Raw genomic sequence first — 17,385 nt, 5'->3', positions numbered from 1 at the left:
AAGGCAGGGTTTTCAATTTTTACTACAGGTAGTTAACTAACTGAAGAATTACTTAGTAAATGATTACTTAGTGAATTCTGGGTATGCTTCCATACCACAATCAGATACATCAACACCTTCATATTCTTCTTCTTCGCTAACACGGATGCCCATAACCATTTTCAGTACATACCAAACTACGAAGCTTGTTGCGAATACCCAAACAAAGATAGTCGCTGCACCAATTAACTGGCCTGAGAATGAAGAACCGTCGTTAGTTACAGGAACTAACATTAAACCGAAGAAACCAACAACACCGTGAACAGAGATAGCACCTACTGGATCATCAATCTTAACTTTGTCTAAAGCAAGGATTGAAATCACAACAATCACACCAGCAATTGCGCCGAATAATGTTGCTTGTAATGGTGTAGGTGTAGAAGGCTCAGCAGTAATTGCAACAAGACCTGCTAATGCACCGTTTAAACACATGGTTAAATCAGCTTTCTTGAATAAGATTTTAGCAAAAACTAAGGCTGCTACAGCACCAGCTGCGGCTGCGGCGTTAGTATTTAAAAATACCATAGCTACTGAGTTAGCACTGGTGATATCACCAAGTTTTAATACAGAACCACCGTTAAAACCAAACCAACCCATCCATAAAATGAACGTACCTAAAGTAGCCATTGGTAAGTTAGCACCAGGGATAGCATTTACTTTACCGTCAGCTGTATATTTACCTTTACGAGCACCTAGTAATAAAACACCTGCTAATGCTGCAGCAGCACCGGCCATGTGAACAATACCAGAACCTGCGAAGTCAGAGAAACCTAAGTCACCTAAAGTGTAAAGACCAAATACCGCATCGCCATTCCAAGTCCAGCTACCTTCCATTGGGTAGATAAAACCTGTTAATACTACTGCGAATATTAAGAAAGCCCAAAGCTTCATACGCTCAGCAACCGCACCAGAAACAATTGACATTGCTGTTGCTACGAATACTACTTGGAAGAAAAAGTCAGAAGCATTTGAATAAACTGCACCGCCGTCAAAACCTGCTTCAGCAGACTCAGCTAATACCGTTGAAACTAAAGCATCTGCATCAGCAGCACCGTCTAAGGCAATACCGTTTAAGAAAACACCGCCACCGTACATGATGTCATAACCAATAACTAAGTACATGATACAAGAAATTGAGTATAACGCGACGTTCTTAGTTAATATTTCAGTGGTGTTTTTAGCACGTACAAGACCCGCTTCTAACATTGAGAAACCAGCGGCCATCCACATTACAAGGGCACCACAAACTAAGAAATAGAATGTGTCCATTGCATATTGAAGTTGAAAAATATTTTGTTCCATTTTTAAATACCCCTTATATTGCTTGAGTATCTAATTCGCCGGTGCGAATACGTACTGCTTGTTGAAGATCGTATACAAAGATTTTACCGTCACCGATTTTACCTGTGTAAGCTGCTTTAGTAATTGCATCAACTAAACGCTCAACCACGTCATCGTTAACAGCAACTTCTAATTTTACTTTTGGTAAAAAGTCTACTTGGTATTCTGCACCACGGTATAATTCTGTGTGGCCTTTCTGACGTCCAAACCCTTTCACTTCGCTAACGGTTAAACCCTCAACGCCGATTTCTGAAATGGCTTCACGAACATCATCAAGCTTAAATGGCTTTATGATTGCACTGACTAGTTTCATTATGTTCTCTCCTACGAGTATTTTTTGTTTTACTATTACAATACCTGTGCCAGTATTTTAAAAACAATAAAAACAACAACTTACACAATAAGAACACTAATTAAATAAAACCGAAAGCACTAACATGGCGCAAGCATGTTTTTACTTGCTCACTAATGGTGCGAAAAACAATCAATTCAACTTACAATAAAAATTGCACCGATATAGACCTTGGCTAATCTTTATACTGGTATCAAAGTTATATAGCTAACAGGAGGTTTTGGTAGGCAATTGGAAGATTTTACGATTTGTAATACACAAAATAAAAAAGCCGAATAATCAAAAATTATTCGGCTTTAAATTCACAAATATATGGGGTTAATACACCATCATGGCACTCGGCTTTAAAATAGAAAGAATACTAAAGCGCTCCATATTACAAAAAGCTTTTGCGTCTTCTAATAAATCATCAGTAATATTTAAATCTACTAATAATTCGAGTGGCACAAAGCTTTCAATTTCAGTATTTTCAAACAATAAGTTACGGATCATTAGGCGTTTAGCAATATACAATAACTTACTTTCGCCTGACATTAGCGGGGTGTTATCATCTTGATAGCGAATAGGTTCAATAATACTAAAAGGTAATTGCCATAATTTTAATAATTCAGCTGAACATTCACCAAAGGTAAAATCAAAAATTGCTTTTTGCTTACCAACAAATAAATTATTAGGCCGTGTTATCGCACATAAAGGTAATTGCTCAGGTAAAAATTGTTTTACCACCAATTCACCAATATTATGCAATAAACCGGTTAAAAATAACCGTTCGGTATTGGGCATATTTAACCGTTCGCCAAGATATTTTAGCAAAAGCGCGCAATCAACACTGCGTTCCCAAAACTCTTCTAAATAATCCGCATCGGTTGACAGTGACTTAAAGGCATCTGTTGCAAAGTAAGCAATCACCAAGGTATACACTTCAGTGATCCCCAATACCAAAACGGCTTTTGATATGGTATCTATTTTACCAGGGTAATTAAAAATAGAGCTGTTAGCTAACTTTAAAACACTCGCTGATAATGCTGGATCAATTAAGATAACATCAGCGATATCATCAATTGTCGAAGATTCATTATCCACTAGTTCTTTAATGCGGATAAATGAATCCGATAGGACAAAGATGTCACTGGCTTTTTCAGCATATTCAACTGCTTTCATAAAAAGCTTCCTACTTTTCTAAAAAATATTAAATGAATATCAGGGGCTATGTTTATTAGTATAGTCGGAAAAATCTAAAAACAAGCACGCTATTCAAATTCCGCTGATAAATGATATGAGCCAAACTTACGAATATTGATCACACCCGTATCAAAAATTAAATATTGCCCTTTTATACCAAGTAGCGTTCCTGACACTTCAGGGTTTTTATCAAAATTAAACGAGCTAATTTTAGGTAAATATTCGATAACAGGAAAACTTAAATCAACAACATCACTTTCTAATTCAACAATGGCATCGTCACCAAACTTCAAACGTAAATCAGCTAATGCCGCTGAAATTAATGGCTTAAGCTCTGCGGCTTTCGCTTTTAAGTCAAACTTTTCTGGTACACCTTTGAGCATAGCTCGCCAATTAGTTTTATCGGCAATAAATTTAGCCAAGGCTATTTCAACCAAGCCAGACTGTAAGCGAGTGCTTACTTTAAAAATAGGTAACGCTTGGGTAGCACCTTGATCAATCCAACGGGTAGGCACTTGCGAATGGCGAGTAATCCCCACTTTTAAACTTGAAGTATTTGCCAAATAAACAAAATGGTCAATCATACAATTAGCTACGCCCCATTCAGGTTCGCGGCAGGTACCTTGCTCAAAATGACAAGTCTCTGGTTTCATGATGCACATGTCACATTGTGCTAATTTTTGCATACAAGGAAAACAATAACCTTGAGAATAACTCTTTTTAATGCTTTTGCCACAATGACAACATTCAATTTTTTGTAAAAAGTTTAATTTAAGTTGTTTACCTACTAATGGATTGAGCTCAACTAGCTGCTCACCTAAAGGCAATTGGTAATGTACTAAACCTTGCTCATCAAGACGGGATTTTAATTTTCGGACAGGGCCTGAAATAACATTCACGGGATTTTCTCTCATTTTTTTAGCTATGGTATGAAATAATTAATCGTCACACCAGATGAAAATACGATATATTGCCCTGCTCATAGAAAGTAATTAGGGTCTTACATGACAAGCTCTTGGTACACTTATCTGGTTAGGTGTAATGATAACAGCCTCTATGCCGGTGTGACGACTGATTTAACACGCAGAGTAGCTGAACATAACAGCGAAAAATTAGGGGCAAAATATACCCGTAATAAACAACCCGTAAAGCTCGTATTTTTTGCTGAACAAGCTTCTCGTTCAACGGCTTGTCAATACGAATATCAACTAAAGCAATTATCAAAAAAACAAAAAGAAGCGTTAGTAGTTAACTTTCCATCAGAAAAACTCCCGCCAACTGAGTCATAAAACAGAGCTAGCTGAATAAAAACTGGTCTGCTTTGTCGCATATTGTTTCGATTAAACATGGTTCTCTGGTAGAATTCGCCGGTTTTTAATTTGAGTAATCTAAACTATGTTTATTGAAGAGTATTTCACCGAGTCAGCACTTGGTATCCAGTTTTCTCGTCAGCAAGGCTGTCAGTTTGCAAAAAAAATTGCCGATGATTTCAACCCTATTCACAATACTGACGCTAAACGCTTTTGTATTCCGGGTGATTTACTTTTTTCAGTGATCTTAGCAAAGGCAGGCTTGTACCAAAAAATGGACTTTACCTTTACGGGTATGGTTACTGAGAACATCGACCTAAAATTCCCTACTGAAATCAATGATCACTTTGCCATTGTTGATAACAATAATAAAGAATACTTAGACGTAAAAGCATCAGGAGAGCGCAGTAAAGATGATGCGTTAGTTGATGCCTTAACAAAAGCTTATGTCGCTTTTTCCGGCCATACCTTTCCACATATTTTAGTTGATTTAATGGCCAAAAATAATGTCATGATCAACCCTGCACGCCCGATGGTGATGTATCAAAAAATGTCGATTGAATTAAATCACTTTGATGCTACCGAGATTGAATTAAAACTGTCAAACTCAACTTTAGATCACAACGGTAAACGTGGCCAAGCATGTTTATACTTTGATTTACTTGCTAATGGCGAAGTCATTGGCCAAGGTAAAAAAGAAATGATGCTAAGTGGCTTACGTGAATATTGTGCTGATAGCATGATCGCTTTAGTAGAAGATTACGAAAACGTAAAAAAACAATACAAGCTTTAACGTTAGGCTTGCACTTTAGTGTTTTAAAGTGCCTATCGTTTGAAACAACAAAGCCAGTTAATCGCTGGCTTTGTTGCTTTCTAGGCGTTGATAGTACACTTCAAACAACTTTTGTTGCTTTTCTTTTTCAGCCAAACAATAAGCAAAGGTTTGGGTCGACTTAGGTCTTTTACACTTTTTTTCAGGCTGATAATAATCAAGCCAGGCTTGTTGTTTTACCCCGCTGTATTCTCCTTTCACTACCACTCCTTGCTGGCTTTCAAAAGCCGATCCCGCTTGTAACATAATGATTTTTTGCGAATGGCTTTTTCTTGGTTCTTTTTTGACTGCTGGTGTTTTTTTCTTCGCTTTTTTCGGCTTCAGCTTACCTTTTTTACAATCCATCCAGTTTTGCCAAGCCGCTAATTCTTGTTTCTGTAAAGTAGCACTTTGCCGAGCTGAGTGTGCTTGTTTTTGTTTAAGTTGAATTTTTTGGTACTTTTCACGGTAACTTGCACATTTATTCGCTAAAGCTTGCGCGCTAAGTAATGTAAAAAGTAAAAAAATAAATAAACGTTGAAACATTTTCCATCCTTGAAAATTATTAACAAACCAAGCACAAAGTATAGAACAGCCAATTAATTTTTAAAATTATCAAAGTTTCACTAAACTTACTTATCACAAATTCAGATTACTAATTAGAATAAAACAAGGATGTTTTATGAAACTATTACTGTTATTACTACTTACTCTTAGCTCATTATGTAATGCCAAACCAGCCCCGAATATTCAATTAGCCAAAAACTTCAGCGAGCAACCCATAATAATTGAACATTATTGGGTAAGTGAGAAACTCGATGGCATTCGTGGCTATTGGACAGGCAACAAACTATTAACTCGCCAAGGTAATCTCATCACCCCACCAGCCTGGTTCACCAATAATTGGCCAACAACCGCCATGGATGGTGAACTTTGGTTCGCGCGAAATAAATTTGAACAAACATTGTCATGCGTCAGTAAAAAACAAGCAGATGAACACTGTTGGCGAAAGCTTTCTTTCATGATTTTTGATCTTCCCACCAGCACTGCAAACTTTGCTCAGCGCGTTCAACTTATGCAAAAAATGGTCAATCAAACCGCTAACCCGCACTTAAACATGATCAAACAAGTAAAAGTGACCAGCTTAACGCAAATGCAGCAATTATTGGATGAGGTGACCGCTAAGCAAGGTGAAGGGTTAATGTTACATCATCAAGCTGCTCACTATAAAAATGGTAGAAGTGACCACTTACTCAAGGTAAAAAAACGTCATGATGCTGAAGCTGTCGTGATAGCGCATATTGCCGGTAAAGGAAAATTTACCGGCATGTTAGGAGCAATAAAGGTAAAAACGCCTGAAGGTATTATTTTTAAAATAGGCACAGGTTTTAGTGACGCTGAACGTAGCAACCCACCCGCTATCGGTAGCACGATTACTTATCAATATTTAAGTAAAACTAAAAATGGAGTACCTAGATTTGCCAGCTTTTTAAGGATTAGGGCTGGTATTTAAATAACAGGACTTTTAAACCTTTACCTTGATGCGCTTCTTTAAATACTGATGGCGTGGCAATTTTTTCAATATAAAGACATTCAGGACAAGCCTCGGCAACTTCATTTAGTAAAAATTGCTCGTCTAAATCAGGCGAGTTTAAGCACAATAATAACTCACTGTTGGGTTTCATAAATTGCGGAATACGACGTAAAATTTTGCCATAATCGCGCTGAATATTAACACTACCTTTTTGAAAAGAGGGCGGATCACAGATCAGCAAATCATAAGGCCCATATTTTTTAATACGACTAAACGACTTAAAAATATCAACACCTTGGAAAATCACTTTATTAAGATCTTGTTGGTTTAATCGATGATTTTCTCGGCCTTTAGCTAAAGAGGCTTTACTTAAATCAATATTCACTACCTGCTTAGCATTACCCGCTATTGCCGCAACAGAAAAAGCACAGGTATAAGAAAATAAATTTAAGACATTTTTGCCATCACTATGTGCTTTAACCCAATCTCGGCCGTTTTTCATATCAAGAAATAAACCGGTGTTTTGTGCTTTACCTAATTCAATTTGATAGTGTAAACCTTGCTCTGAAACAGTGGTATGCTCTACCGTATCACCTAATAGAACTTCGGTTGGTGACATGGCACGGCAGCGATATTGCACTTGTACAGAACGACAAGCCGAAATTTTAGCTTTTAATTGCTCTGCTTGGGTTAATAACCAAGCGGCATCTACTTCTTGATATAAGGTAATTAAAACTACCGGTGATAGCCAATCAACATTAATATGTGACAAGCCCTCATAAGCATGACCTCGGCCATGAAATAAACGCTGGCAATCAGCAAGTGACTGCCATTGAATATGTTCAAACATGAAAACAAATTTCCTGAGAAAAATTAAAGGCCAAAAAGATTATAAGCGAAGAATTTTTGTGCCACGGTATTAACAAACACAGCCAATAAAAGCAGCGGAATAAAAGTACTTAATGCGAAGTTAATGTATTTTTCGGCTAATGAATTTATATAGGTGGTATTACCGACAGAAAGCTCTTCAGATAGGCGATGTTTTTTCCAACGATAACTAACAAACAAACACACTAATAAACCGTTAAGCGGTAAAATAGTATCGTAAAAAACATCGTAAATAACATCAAAGAACGACTTAGGTGCCCCTGCGTAAGAGGTAATCTCCGTAAAAAATGACACCATACCAAACGAAACCGTTGCAAAAATAGTTAACACGCCTGCGGTCATTAATAAGGTTGATAGTGCTTTTTTCCGAGTTTGATTTTTTTCCGTTACAAGATAAGAAACAGGGACTTCTAAAATAGAGACTAAGGAGGTAATGGCAGCAAAAAACACCAATAAAAAGAAAAAGGCAGCCACAACACTCGCGGCAAAATAACCAATAGTGGCTTGCAAGGCTAAAAATATTTTGGGTAAAAAAACAAAAATTAACGAAACAGAACTGCTGGATAATTCTGCTGGGTTAACCTCCGGATTAAACGAAAATATCGCCGGTAAAATCATTAAACCGGCAGTAAAGGCGACCGCTGTATCAGTAATAGCAACTAACTTAGCAGAATTAACGATATTGGTTTGGCGATTAATATAAGAGCCATAAGTAATTAATATCCCCATTCCCAAGGATAGCGAGAAAAAGGCTTGTGATAAGGCGCTATTAACAACTGAGGGCGTTATTTTTGCAAAATCAGGAATAATAAAAAACTCGACTCCAGCCCAAGCGTTATCGCGTGTTAAAACAAAAATAACTAACAGCACTAACATAATAAATAACGCAGGCATTAATCGAGTTGCACTTTTTTCAATGCCATCTTTAACACCTGAAACTAGGATAAAACTAACAATAGCCGTGACCACCACCATAGCAATAAAAATATAAGGACTATTTATAAAATAAGAAAAACTATCTGGTGAGGCTAAAAAATCAAGCTTTCCTGCTAATACCATAACAAGGTAACTGAATATCCAAACGGTGATCACCATATAAAACACAGCGATCATAAAGGGAGTGATAACCCCTAAAAAGCCAGCAATACTCCATAGCCGGCTATTTTTACTAAGTTCGTTATAAGCACCAACTGGTTCTTTTTCTGTTTTTCGACCAATGGCCATTTCTGCCATCATGATCGGTAAACAAATTAAAAAAACAAAAACAGCATAGATGAGTAAAAAAGCGCCTCCACCATTTTTCGCTGCATTAACCGGAAAACCAACTAAGTTGCCAATGCCAACTGCTGAACCTGCTGCCGCTAAAATAAAACCAAACTTGGAGCTAAAATGTTCTCGCGCGCTACCCATATTTTCCTTCTTTTATCTTTTTTTTATCGTTGAAAACACTGTTGCTAGAAAAACTTAGCGTTCATAACAGTTAATATATTTTCAGCTTCTTTGCCGGCAAATTCAGCAGCTGCTTGTAGATCTTGTTGGCTTACCCCAAGGTTTTGACAAAGCTCTTCATCAATTAAATTTTCAATGGTAAAAATATCAGGGTGGCTATCAATCAGCGCTAATCGCGATGCTAAGTTAAGCACTTTTACATCTTTATTAATTTGAATAGTTTTGGCTTGATGATAATGCTTGATCGGTAAAATAATTTTTTCAGGGATTTCCCACAGTTTTAACATTTCTACCGTAATTTCGGTATAAGTAAAACCTAAGTAGTGCTTCTGTAACAACCAAGGCAACTTGCGTTCGTCATACTTTTCACAAGCTTTAGCTATTTTAGGCGAGGTTTTAGCGACCAACAATTCACCAAAGTTTTGTAATAACCCCGCGACAAACAAACGTTCAATGTCTCTGATATTGGCTTTGATCGCTAAGTTTTTACAAACTAAACCGGTATAAACACTCATGCGCCAAAAGCGTTTTAAGTCAATGGCTTGGTTAGAAAAGTGCTTAAAAGCACTCGCGGCAACATCAACTAACATCATGTTATAAAGCGACTGAGTACCGATAATGGTGATCGCGCGTGAAATCGTGCTAATTTCACCTCTAAAGCTATAAATAGCACTATTAGCAATTTGTAATAACCGCGAGGTCATTGAGGGATCAACACTGATGACATTGGCAAAATCTTCAATAACTGAAGCTTCATCTTCCATTAATTCTTTTACTTTGAAACAAGCATCTGGCAAAGCAAAAGAACCATTCGCATTTACTGCATATTCATGTGCGTTCATATTAAATACTATCAATTTATCTTAACAACAGAATAACTCATTGATGATTAATGGAAAACAAAAAGCATAATATTAAGCCTTTTTATCACTATTTAAGCGTTAATACGTTATTTGCTATAACATCAGCTGCCGACATTGGCTTGGCAAAATAATATCCTTGGCCATATTTACAATCCATAACATCTAACAATTGCGCATCCGCTTGATGTTCAATACCTTCACCGACGGTTGCCATATTTAAATTGGCAGCTAAGTCGATAATGGTTTTAATGATGGCTTTATGTTTACCATGTTCATGAATATTAGAAATAAATGAACGGTCAATTTTTAACACATCAATAGGAAAACGGTGTAAATAACTTAAACTAGAATAGCCCGTACCAAAGTCATCTAATAATATTTTTACACCAATATTTTTCAACGCCATCATATTGTCTAATACAATATCTTTATTATCTAATAGCGCCCGTTCTGTTAATTCAATGCGAAGCTGAGCCGGATTAATGCCCACGCGTTGAATGATTTGGAAAATTTCATCGGGTAAATTTGGGCTAAAAAAGTGATCACAGTATAGGTTACAGCTAATATACAGATCTTCACATTGATAGTGTTTTTCCCATACTTTTAAAGCCTGACACGATTTTTCTAACACCTGTAAGTCAATACTTTTTACTAACCCTGTTTCCTCAGCAATGGGAATAAAATCATTAGGGTAAACAAAACCGCGTTTTTCACTTTGCCATCGCGCTAATGCTTCAAAGCCTACAACTTGTTGATCACTTAATCTAACAATGGGCTGAAAGTGTGGAATAAATTCGGCAAATTTAATTGCTTGGCGAATATCTGCTTCTAAGGCTAAGGCATTTTGTACTTTAAGCTGCATACTGGTATCAAATACTTCGTAGCGGCCTTTGCCTTTTTCTTTGGCTTGATACATAGCAGTATCAGCATCACGAAGCATCACATCGGCAGTTTTATAACGCTCATCACTAAATAACACGCCAATACTTGTACCGATAAATACTGGTGTTTTTTCAATAATAATGGGTTCGTTGAGTAACGTGGTGATCCGTTCGGCAACATCAAACGCTTCAGAGGTATCGGTTAAATCTTCTATCAAAATAACAAATTCGTCACCACCTAAACGAGCAACAGTATCTTTTTCACGAACAATTTTTCTCAGCTCTTGCGCAACAATTTTTAATAATAGATCACCGGCATGATGGCCAAGGCTGTCGTTAACCACTTTAAAGCGATCAAGGTCTAAAAATAAAAGGGCAAACTGCAAATGGGGTTTACGTTTTTTACACGCAATAGCATGACTTAATAAATCTAAGAATACACTACGATTAGGTAAGCCTGTTAAGCTATCGTGTGAGGCGGCATAAGTTAATTGCTGCTCAGCATTGCGGCGCTGCTTAACTTCTTCCTGTAACGCTTGCGTACGTAATTTAACTTGTTCTTCTAGCAACTCGTGTGATTGTTTCTCAAACTCGATTAATTCACGCCGTTTCATGGCACTAGAAACATGACGTGCAACAAAATTCAATAACTCAGCGTCAGGCTCTGTATAAACGATGTTATCTTGATAACTTTGAATAACCATAGCACCAATGATTTCACCATCGGTGAGCAGAGGCACACCTAACCAAGACTTAGTTTCAGGATCGGGTTCACTGGTTTCCCCCTGTTCATATAATGCTTGTAAGGAGCTTTGGTTTAGTAACACGGTTTTTTTGCGTTTAACCACTAATTCAGTATAGTGATTTGATGCCATGCGACTTTCGTATTCGCCACGGCTAGTTTCATTATTTTGGTCGAGGGTAAAAACGAAACTTAAATATTCTGTTGCTTCATCATATTTGGCAATATAAAAATTTTCTGCGTTAATTAACTGCCCAACAATGTTGTGAACTTGATAATAAAATTTATCAATTTCAATACTCGAGTCATTCGACAATTCTGATATTTTAAATAAGGACTCTTGCAGTAACTCGGCATGTTCGCGCTCACGAATTTGCGCCATTAACTCACGAGTTCTCGCATCAACCGCCCTTTTCAGCTGCGCTTGATCATGAAAACGGGTAATAGCCGCATTCACCTGTTGTGCAATAAAGTTCAGTAGATCAAGATCTTCTTCTAAATCCCGATTTACCCGCTGGTAACTTTGCACAGAAATAATACCAACAACAATCCCCTGCTCCATCAAAGGTACGGCTAACCAATCCATGAGTTGTTCGTCGTAGTTTTGAATGATTTGTTGCTCAGCTAACGAGCGGATTGTTTCTGACGATAGCAATAAGGGCTTACCTTGTTCAATAAGATAATGAAACAAGCTCCCTTGAATTTCAGATAAAGGCTGTAAAGTATTCTTGAGCTGTTGCCTTTCATCAATGTGATAAACATATTCGATGGTTTCGAAAGTACGATCACATAAGGCAATAGTAAAGTTTTCAGCTCTCATTAACGAGGCTAAAATTTGATGAACTTGCCGATAAAAACTATCAATATCGTGACATTCATACAATAATTTATTTAAGGTAAATAACGCATCGTATCGTTCTGATAATTTATTATATTGTTGTACCAATTCTTGATGTTGTTCATCAAATTCAGGTTTATCTAATAACGAAGATTTCATATTTTAGTTACTACTGATTTAAATTATTATTTCCTTATAATTTTATATCCTTGGTGCTTATTTTTTACCTTGCTCTGTTTTTGTTAATTCTTTAGCTTCTAGCAAGACTTTCTCACGTTCGTCGGCAACCTGACAGTTATCTGACTTTTGATCATCACGATAATACCTGACCTCAACACAATCAAGTTGATAACGTCTTTCTAGTTCAGTTCTAACGATAGGCTTGCCCTTAGCATTAACGATTTGTCGTTGCAAATTCAGGCATTGTTGTACCTGCTCTGCTTTAACAACAACATCTTCGCATACTTGGGTCTGTGTGGCACAGCCTGAAGCAATCATAGCGCTAATTACAGTTACGATAAATTTATTCATGCTTTCCCTAAACATCTATTAAGAATTAGCTATTGTAGCCTGATTTATTACTAAGAATAAATGAATTATTACCCGATATTAATCAACGGCTAAAAACAAAAAACGGAGCCGAAGCTCCGTTTTTTCATTACAAGATTAAAAGCTTACGCTTCTGCACTTGCTTCTTCAACTGTTTCAACAGCTTCTTCAACTGCTGGACGGTCTACTAATTCTACATAAGCCATAGGTGCTTTATCACCAGTACGGAAACCACATTTTAAAATGCGAGTATAACCACCTGGACGTTCTTGGTAACGAGCACCAAGTTCATTAAATAAAATACCAACCACTTCTTGGTCACGTGTACGAGCGAATGCTAAACGACGGTTAGCAACGCTGTCTGTTTTAGCCAATGTAATTAATGGCTCAACCACGCGACGTAGTTCTTTAGCTTTAGCAACAGTAGTTTTGATAACACCGTGCTTTACTAAAGAGCTTGCCATATTGCGGAACATCGCTTGACGATGACTGCTATTACGGTTTAACTGGCGACCGCTTTTACGATGGCGCATAAGTTAATCCTTCTCTATAAACGATTAAAACAATGACAACTTAGTCGTTATCAGCGATACTTTCTGGTGGCCAATTCTCAAGACGCATGCCTAAAGATAAACCACGAGACGCTAATACATCTTTGATTTCAGTTAAAGACTTCTTACCTAAATTAGGTGTTTTAAGAAGCTCAACTTCAGCTCTCTGAACTAAGTCACCAATATATTGAATTGCTTCTGCTTTTAAACAGTTAGCTGAACGAACAGTAAGTTCTAAATCATCAACTGGACGAAGTAAAATCGGATCAAACTGTGGTTTTTCCTCTTTTTCTTCGACAACGCTAATGTCACGTAATTCAACAAACGCATCAAGCTGTTCAGCTAAGATGGTTGATGCACGACGAATAGCTTCTTCTGGATCTAACGTACCGTTAGTTTCCATGTCAATAACTAGCTTGTCTAAATCAGTACGTTGTTCAACACGTGCAGAGTCGACATCATATGCAATTCTTGCAACAGGACTAAACGACGCGTCTACAAGTAAACGTCCAATTGCACGATCTTCTTCTTCGGCATTTCGACGTGTAGAAGCAGGAACGTAACCACGGCCTAATTCTACCTTGATGCGCATACTGATAGCACCATCACCAGTTAAGTGACAGATAACATGTTCTGGATTCGCAATTTCTACGTCCCCATCATGTTGAATATCAGCAGCCGTAACTGGGCCTTCACCAGACTTAGTTAAAGTTAAAGTGGCTTCATTTTTGCCTTCTAACTTAACCGCTAGTCCTTTAAGGTTCAACAATATTTCGATGATGTCTTCTTGTACACCTTCTTTACTGCTGTACTCATGTAATACACCGTCAATCTCAACTTCAGTTACAGCACAACCTGGCATTGAAGATAAAAGAATGCGACGTAACGCATTACCTAAAGTGTGACCAAAACCACGTTCCAACGGTTCCAATGTTACCTTAGCACGCGTTGAACTTAACGTTTCAACGTCTACTAGGCGTGGTCTTAAGAATTCAGTTACAGAACCCTGCATGTTTGTCCTCTCTTAATGTTTAAACTTTACTTAGAGTAAAGTTCGACAATCAACTGTTCATTAATTTCAGCAGATAAGTCTGAACGATCTGGAACACGTTTGAAAACGCCTTCCAATTTCTTATTATCTACTTCAACCCAGACTGGCTTCTCACGTTGCTCAGCTAATTCTAAAGCAGCGATGATACGCGCTTGAGTTTTAGACTTTTCACGTATAGAAACTACATCTTCAGCTTTAACAGTGAAAGATGGAATATTTACTACTTTTCCATTCACTACAATCGCTTTGTGACTTACAAGTTGACGAGCTTCAGCACGTGTACTTGCAAAACCCATGCGGTAAACAACATTGTCTAAACGTTGTTCTAAAAGTTGTAACAAGTTTTCACCTGTATTACCTTTAATACGCGCAGCTTCTTTATAGTAGTTACGGAATTGTTTCTCTAGTACGCCATAAATACGACGAACCTTTTGTTTTTCACGAAGTTGTACACCATAGTCAGATAAACGACCGCGACGGGCGCCGTGCTGACCTGGAATAGTTTCGATTTTACATTTAGTGTCAATAGCTCTAACACCACTTTTAAGGAACAAATCTGTTCCTTCGCGGCGGCTAAGCTTTAACTTTGGACCTAAATATCTAGCCATGTTCTTTCTCCAACTATCCTATTAAACTCGACGTTTCTTAGGAGGACGACAACCATTATGAGGAATAGGAGTAACGTCAGTAATGTTGGTGATTTTAAAACCAGCAGCATTTAAGGCACGGATAGCAGATTCACGACCTGGACCTGGACCTTTAACGAATACTTCAATATTCTTCAAACCGAATTCTTGTGCAACTTTACCTGCACGGTCAGCAGCAACTTGAGCAGCAAACGGAGTAGATTTACGTGAACCACGGAAACCTGAACCACCTGCAGTTGCCCAAGATAAAGCATTACCTTGACGGTCTGTTAGGGTGACAATTGTGTTGTTAAAAGAAGCATGGATATGAGCCATACCATCGACAACTTGCTTTTTAACGCGTTTACGCGTACGAACTGGAGTTTTTGCCATTGTCTAATCCCCTACTTCTTGATAGGCTTACGAGGCCCTTTACGTGTGCGCGCATTAGTCTTAGTGCGTTGACCACGTAGAGGTAGACTGCGACGATGACGCAAACCACGATAACAACCAAGGTCCATAAGACGCTTGATGTTCATTGAAACTTCACGACGTAAATCACCTTCAACGGTGTATTTACCCACTTCGGTACGAAGCACATCAATTTGCGCTTCGTCTAATTCACTGATCTTAGTTGATTCAGCAATACCGGTTGCTGCACAAATCGCTTTTGCGCGTGTTGCACCGATACCATAAATCGCAGTAAGGGCAATTACTGCATGCTTACGATCAGGGATGTTAATGCCAGCGATACGGGCCACTAACACATCTCCTTTAATTAAAATTTAACAACTACAGGTTGAAAAGCCCGTTAGGATACTCAACCTGCCCATTTTTTGCAAATGCGAAGCGGCATTATACAGAATAATCTAGACAATACCACTTCTAAAAATTTGCGTTGTCGGGTTAATAATTAACCTTGACGTTGCTTGTGCTTAGGGTCGTTGTTACAAATAACACGAACAACACCAGCACGTTTAACAACTTTACAACTACGGCAAATCTTTTTTACGGATGCACGAACTTTCATCTTATACTCCGTTAAACCTAAAGGCCTGAGCCTTTCAGATTAGCTTTCTTAAGCACATTATCATATTGATGAGACATCAAATGGGTCTGTACTTGTGCCATAAAGTCCATAATTACAACTACGATGATCAATAACGACGTTCCACCAAAGTAGAACTGAACATCCCAGGCTGCCATCATAAACTCAGGTACCAAACAGATAAAGGTAATATACATTGCACCTGCTAAGGTTAAACGTGTCATTACTTTATCAATGTAACGAGAAGTCTGCTCACCCGGACGAATACCCGGAATAAACGCACCTGACTTCTTCAAATTATCTGCAGTTTCACGCGGATTGAAAACCAATGCCGTGTAGAAAAAACAGAAGAAAATAATCGCTGCTGCTAAAAGCATCATGTATAACGGCTGTCCAGGAGAAATCTGTAAAGATACTTCCTGAAGAAAATCAGCTACTACACCTTCACCTTGTCCAAACCAGCTCGCAAGCGTGCCAGGGAACAAAATAATACTAGAAGCAAAAATTGCAGGGATAACCCCAGCCATATTCACTTTTAGTGGTAAATGTGTACTTTGAGCTGCAAACACCTTTCTACCTTGTTGACGTTTAGCATAGTTAACAACAATACGTCGTTGACCACGTTCAACAAAAACAACAAAAAAGGTTACCGCAAACACAATAACGCAAATCAACAATAATACTAATAAGTGCAATTCACCTTGACGCGCCATTTCTGCAGTTTGACCTACAGCTGATGGCATACCAGCGACAATACCTGCAAAAATCAGGATAGAGATACCATTACCAATACCACGTTCCGTAATCTGTTCACCTAACCACATTAAAAACATAGTACCAGTAACCAAACTTACTACCGCAGCAAAATAAAAACCAAAGCCTGCATTAATTACAAGACCTGGCATCATTCCCGGTAAACTCTTTGCAACCGCAATTGATTGCACTGTCGCTAATAACAATGTGCCGTAGCGAGTGTATTGACTGATTTTACGACGTCCAGCTTCACCTTCTTTCTTAAGTTCAGCCATTGACGGATGCATTACCGTCAATAACTGCATAATAATAGAAGCTGTGATGTACGGCATAATACCAAGAGCCAACACAGAGGCGCGCTCAAGTGCACCACCGGAGAACATGTTAAACATCTCTACGATAGTGCCCTTTTGTTGTTCAAACAACTGAGCTAATACAGCGGCGTCAATACCAGGGATTGGCACAAATGATCCTAATCTAAACACAATTAATGCGCCTAAAACAAACCATAATCTTTGCTTAAGCTCTGACAAACCGCCTTGAGCTTTGTTATCCATTCCTGGTGTAGCCATAATCT

At 38.0% G+C, this 17,385-nt stretch carries 20 protein-coding genes; 3 read left to right on the top strand and 17 right to left on the bottom strand.

Annotated features, from left to right (window positions below):
* Positions 1 to 63 precede the first annotated feature (63 nt).
* The 4 genes from amtB to ACSLUO_RS00275 all read right to left on the bottom strand — a co-directional run bounded on the left by amtB (position 64) and on the right by ACSLUO_RS00275 (position 3,804).
* On the bottom strand, positions 64 to 1,341 hold the full coding sequence (gene amtB / locus ACSLUO_RS00290) for an ammonium transporter AmtB (RefSeq protein ID WP_448245316.1): 1,278 nt from the start codon (positions 1,339 to 1,341) through the stop codon (positions 64 to 66).
* A 13-nt stretch (positions 1,342 to 1,354) separates the two neighbouring features.
* The gene (glnK, locus tag ACSLUO_RS00285; protein ID WP_448245315.1) at positions 1,355 to 1,693 is read right to left on the bottom strand and encodes a P-II family nitrogen regulator; all 339 of its coding nucleotides are present in this window, start codon (positions 1,691 to 1,693) and stop codon (positions 1,355 to 1,357) included.
* A gap of 357 nt (positions 1,694 to 2,050) precedes the next feature.
* Positions 2,051 to 2,893: an HDOD domain-containing protein gene (locus ACSLUO_RS00280; RefSeq protein WP_448245314.1), complete on the bottom strand. Its 843-nt coding sequence runs from the start codon at positions 2,891 to 2,893 to the stop codon at positions 2,051 to 2,053.
* An 89-nt stretch (positions 2,894 to 2,982) separates the two neighbouring features.
* Entirely contained in the window at positions 2,983 to 3,804 is an 822-nt protein-coding gene (locus ACSLUO_RS00275) for a DUF2797 domain-containing protein (protein WP_448246140.1), read from the bottom strand.
* Positions 3,805 to 3,918: 114 nt separating this feature from the next.
* On the opposite strand from ACSLUO_RS00275, the gene ACSLUO_RS00270 reads away from it, so the two are divergent.
* The gene (locus ACSLUO_RS00270; protein ID WP_448245313.1) at positions 3,919 to 4,203 is read left to right on the top strand and encodes a GIY-YIG nuclease family protein; all 285 of its coding nucleotides are present in this window, start codon (positions 3,919 to 3,921) and stop codon (positions 4,201 to 4,203) included.
* 106 nt (positions 4,204 to 4,309) lie between these two features.
* Positions 4,310 to 5,017, top strand: a complete 708-nt coding sequence (locus ACSLUO_RS00265; RefSeq protein WP_448245312.1) for a DUF3581 family protein — start codon at positions 4,310 to 4,312, stop codon at positions 5,015 to 5,017.
* Positions 5,018 to 5,074: 57 nt separating this feature from the next.
* On the opposite strand, the gene ACSLUO_RS00260 is transcribed toward ACSLUO_RS00265, so the two are convergent.
* Positions 5,075 to 5,581: a hypothetical protein gene (locus ACSLUO_RS00260; protein WP_448245311.1), complete on the bottom strand. Its 507-nt coding sequence runs from the start codon at positions 5,579 to 5,581 to the stop codon at positions 5,075 to 5,077.
* A 136-nt stretch (positions 5,582 to 5,717) separates the two neighbouring features.
* Here ACSLUO_RS00260 and ACSLUO_RS00255 point away from each other — a divergent pair, with 136 nt between their 5' ends.
* Entirely contained in the window at positions 5,718 to 6,548 is an 831-nt protein-coding gene (locus tag ACSLUO_RS00255) for a DNA ligase (RefSeq protein WP_448245310.1), read from the top strand.
* Here ACSLUO_RS00255 and ACSLUO_RS00250 read toward each other — a convergent pair.
* From ACSLUO_RS00250 to secY, 12 genes are all read right to left on the bottom strand, one after another.
* Positions 6,532 to 7,419, bottom strand: coding sequence for a class I SAM-dependent methyltransferase (locus ACSLUO_RS00250; protein WP_448245309.1), 888 nt, complete (start codon positions 7,417 to 7,419; stop codon positions 6,532 to 6,534). The two genes, ACSLUO_RS00255 and ACSLUO_RS00250, sit on opposite strands and share 17 nt — an antisense overlap.
* Before the next feature lie 23 nt (positions 7,420 to 7,442).
* Positions 7,443 to 8,867, bottom strand: coding sequence for a sodium-dependent transporter (locus ACSLUO_RS00245; RefSeq protein ID WP_448245308.1), 1,425 nt, complete (start codon positions 8,865 to 8,867; stop codon positions 7,443 to 7,445).
* A gap of 44 nt (positions 8,868 to 8,911) precedes the next feature.
* A complete protein-coding gene (locus ACSLUO_RS00240) occupies positions 8,912 to 9,748 on the bottom strand; it encodes an HDOD domain-containing protein (protein ID WP_448245307.1) in 837 nt (278 codons plus the stop codon).
* 88 nt (positions 9,749 to 9,836) lie between these two features.
* A complete protein-coding gene (locus ACSLUO_RS00235) occupies positions 9,837 to 12,389 on the bottom strand; it encodes a sensor domain-containing phosphodiesterase (protein ID WP_448245306.1) in 2,553 nt (850 codons plus the stop codon).
* Positions 12,390 to 12,446: 57 nt separating this feature from the next.
* The gene (locus ACSLUO_RS00230) at positions 12,447 to 12,761 is read right to left on the bottom strand and encodes a hypothetical protein (protein ID WP_448245305.1); all 315 of its coding nucleotides are present in this window, start codon (positions 12,759 to 12,761) and stop codon (positions 12,447 to 12,449) included.
* A 143-nt stretch (positions 12,762 to 12,904) separates the two neighbouring features.
* Positions 12,905 to 13,312 carry a 50S ribosomal protein L17 gene (gene rplQ, locus ACSLUO_RS00225; RefSeq protein ID WP_448245304.1) on the bottom strand — a complete coding sequence of 136 codons (408 nt, stop codon included), beginning with the start codon at positions 13,310 to 13,312 and terminating at the stop codon, positions 12,905 to 12,907.
* A gap of 40 nt (positions 13,313 to 13,352) precedes the next feature.
* Positions 13,353 to 14,342 (bottom strand): DNA-directed RNA polymerase subunit alpha, encoded by a 990-nt coding sequence (locus ACSLUO_RS00220; protein WP_448245303.1) that lies wholly within the window; start codon positions 14,340 to 14,342, stop codon positions 13,353 to 13,355.
* Positions 14,343 to 14,368: 26 nt separating this feature from the next.
* Positions 14,369 to 14,989, bottom strand: coding sequence for a 30S ribosomal protein S4 (rpsD, locus tag ACSLUO_RS00215; RefSeq protein ID WP_448245302.1), 621 nt, complete (start codon positions 14,987 to 14,989; stop codon positions 14,369 to 14,371).
* Between the two features lie 21 nt (positions 14,990 to 15,010).
* Positions 15,011 to 15,400, bottom strand: a complete 390-nt coding sequence (rpsK, locus tag ACSLUO_RS00210; RefSeq protein WP_193022430.1) for a 30S ribosomal protein S11 — start codon at positions 15,398 to 15,400, stop codon at positions 15,011 to 15,013.
* An 11-nt stretch (positions 15,401 to 15,411) separates the two neighbouring features.
* Entirely contained in the window at positions 15,412 to 15,768 is a 357-nt protein-coding gene (rpsM, locus tag ACSLUO_RS00205; RefSeq protein ID WP_448245301.1) for a 30S ribosomal protein S13, read from the bottom strand.
* A gap of 152 nt (positions 15,769 to 15,920) precedes the next feature.
* The gene (gene rpmJ, locus ACSLUO_RS00200; protein ID WP_448245300.1) at positions 15,921 to 16,037 is read right to left on the bottom strand and encodes a 50S ribosomal protein L36; all 117 of its coding nucleotides are present in this window, start codon (positions 16,035 to 16,037) and stop codon (positions 15,921 to 15,923) included.
* Positions 16,038 to 16,054: 17 nt separating this feature from the next.
* Positions 16,055 to 17,380, bottom strand: coding sequence for a preprotein translocase subunit SecY (gene secY, locus ACSLUO_RS00195; protein WP_448245299.1), 1,326 nt, complete (start codon positions 17,378 to 17,380; stop codon positions 16,055 to 16,057).
* Positions 17,381 to 17,385 lie beyond the last annotated feature (5 nt).

Source organism: Thalassotalea agariperforans (assembly GCF_053470345.1).
This window is presented reverse-complemented; position numbering and strand designations above follow the sequence as displayed.

What these genes read in the sequence shown, in the direction of transcription:
- amtB (WP_448245316.1), bottom strand. Translation starts at nt 1,341, where the DNA reads ATGGAACAAAATATTTTTCAACTTCAATATGCAATGGACACATTCTAT.
- glnK (WP_448245315.1), bottom strand. Translation starts at nt 1,693, where the DNA reads ATGAAACTAGTCAGTGCAATCATAAAGCCATTTAAGCTTGATGATGTT.
- ACSLUO_RS00280 (WP_448245314.1), bottom strand. Translation starts at nt 2,893, where the DNA reads ATGAAAGCAGTTGAATATGCTGAAAAAGCCAGTGACATCTTTGTCCTA.
- ACSLUO_RS00270 (WP_448245313.1), top strand. Translation starts at nt 3,919, where the DNA reads ATGACAAGCTCTTGGTACACTTATCTGGTTAGGTGTAATGATAACAGC.
- ACSLUO_RS00265 (WP_448245312.1), top strand. Translation starts at nt 4,310, where the DNA reads ATGTTTATTGAAGAGTATTTCACCGAGTCAGCACTTGGTATCCAGTTT.
- ACSLUO_RS00260 (WP_448245311.1), bottom strand. Translation starts at nt 5,581, where the DNA reads ATGTTTCAACGTTTATTTATTTTTTTACTTTTTACATTACTTAGCGCG.
- ACSLUO_RS00255 (WP_448245310.1), top strand. Translation starts at nt 5,718, where the DNA reads ATGAAACTATTACTGTTATTACTACTTACTCTTAGCTCATTATGTAAT.
- ACSLUO_RS00250 (WP_448245309.1), bottom strand. Translation starts at nt 7,419, where the DNA reads ATGTTTGAACATATTCAATGGCAGTCACTTGCTGATTGCCAGCGTTTA.
- ACSLUO_RS00245 (WP_448245308.1), bottom strand. Translation starts at nt 8,867, where the DNA reads ATGGGTAGCGCGCGAGAACATTTTAGCTCCAAGTTTGGTTTTATTTTA.
- ACSLUO_RS00240 (WP_448245307.1), bottom strand. Translation starts at nt 9,748, where the DNA reads ATGAACGCACATGAATATGCAGTAAATGCGAATGGTTCTTTTGCTTTG.
- ACSLUO_RS00235 (WP_448245306.1), bottom strand. Translation starts at nt 12,389, where the DNA reads ATGAAATCTTCGTTATTAGATAAACCTGAATTTGATGAACAACATCAA.
- ACSLUO_RS00230 (WP_448245305.1), bottom strand. Translation starts at nt 12,761, where the DNA reads ATGAATAAATTTATCGTAACTGTAATTAGCGCTATGATTGCTTCAGGC.
- rplQ (WP_448245304.1), bottom strand. Translation starts at nt 13,312, where the DNA reads ATGCGCCATCGTAAAAGCGGTCGCCAGTTAAACCGTAATAGCAGTCAT.
- ACSLUO_RS00220 (WP_448245303.1), bottom strand. Translation starts at nt 14,342, where the DNA reads ATGCAGGGTTCTGTAACTGAATTCTTAAGACCACGCCTAGTAGACGTT.
- rpsD (WP_448245302.1), bottom strand. Translation starts at nt 14,989, where the DNA reads ATGGCTAGATATTTAGGTCCAAAGTTAAAGCTTAGCCGCCGCGAAGGA.
- rpsK (WP_193022430.1), bottom strand. Translation starts at nt 15,400, where the DNA reads ATGGCAAAAACTCCAGTTCGTACGCGTAAACGCGTTAAAAAGCAAGTT.
- rpmJ (WP_448245300.1), bottom strand. Translation starts at nt 16,037, where the DNA reads ATGAAAGTTCGTGCATCCGTAAAAAAGATTTGCCGTAGTTGTAAAGTT.
- secY (WP_448245299.1), bottom strand. Translation starts at nt 17,380, where the DNA reads ATGGCTACACCAGGAATGGATAACAAAGCTCAAGGCGGTTTGTCAGAG.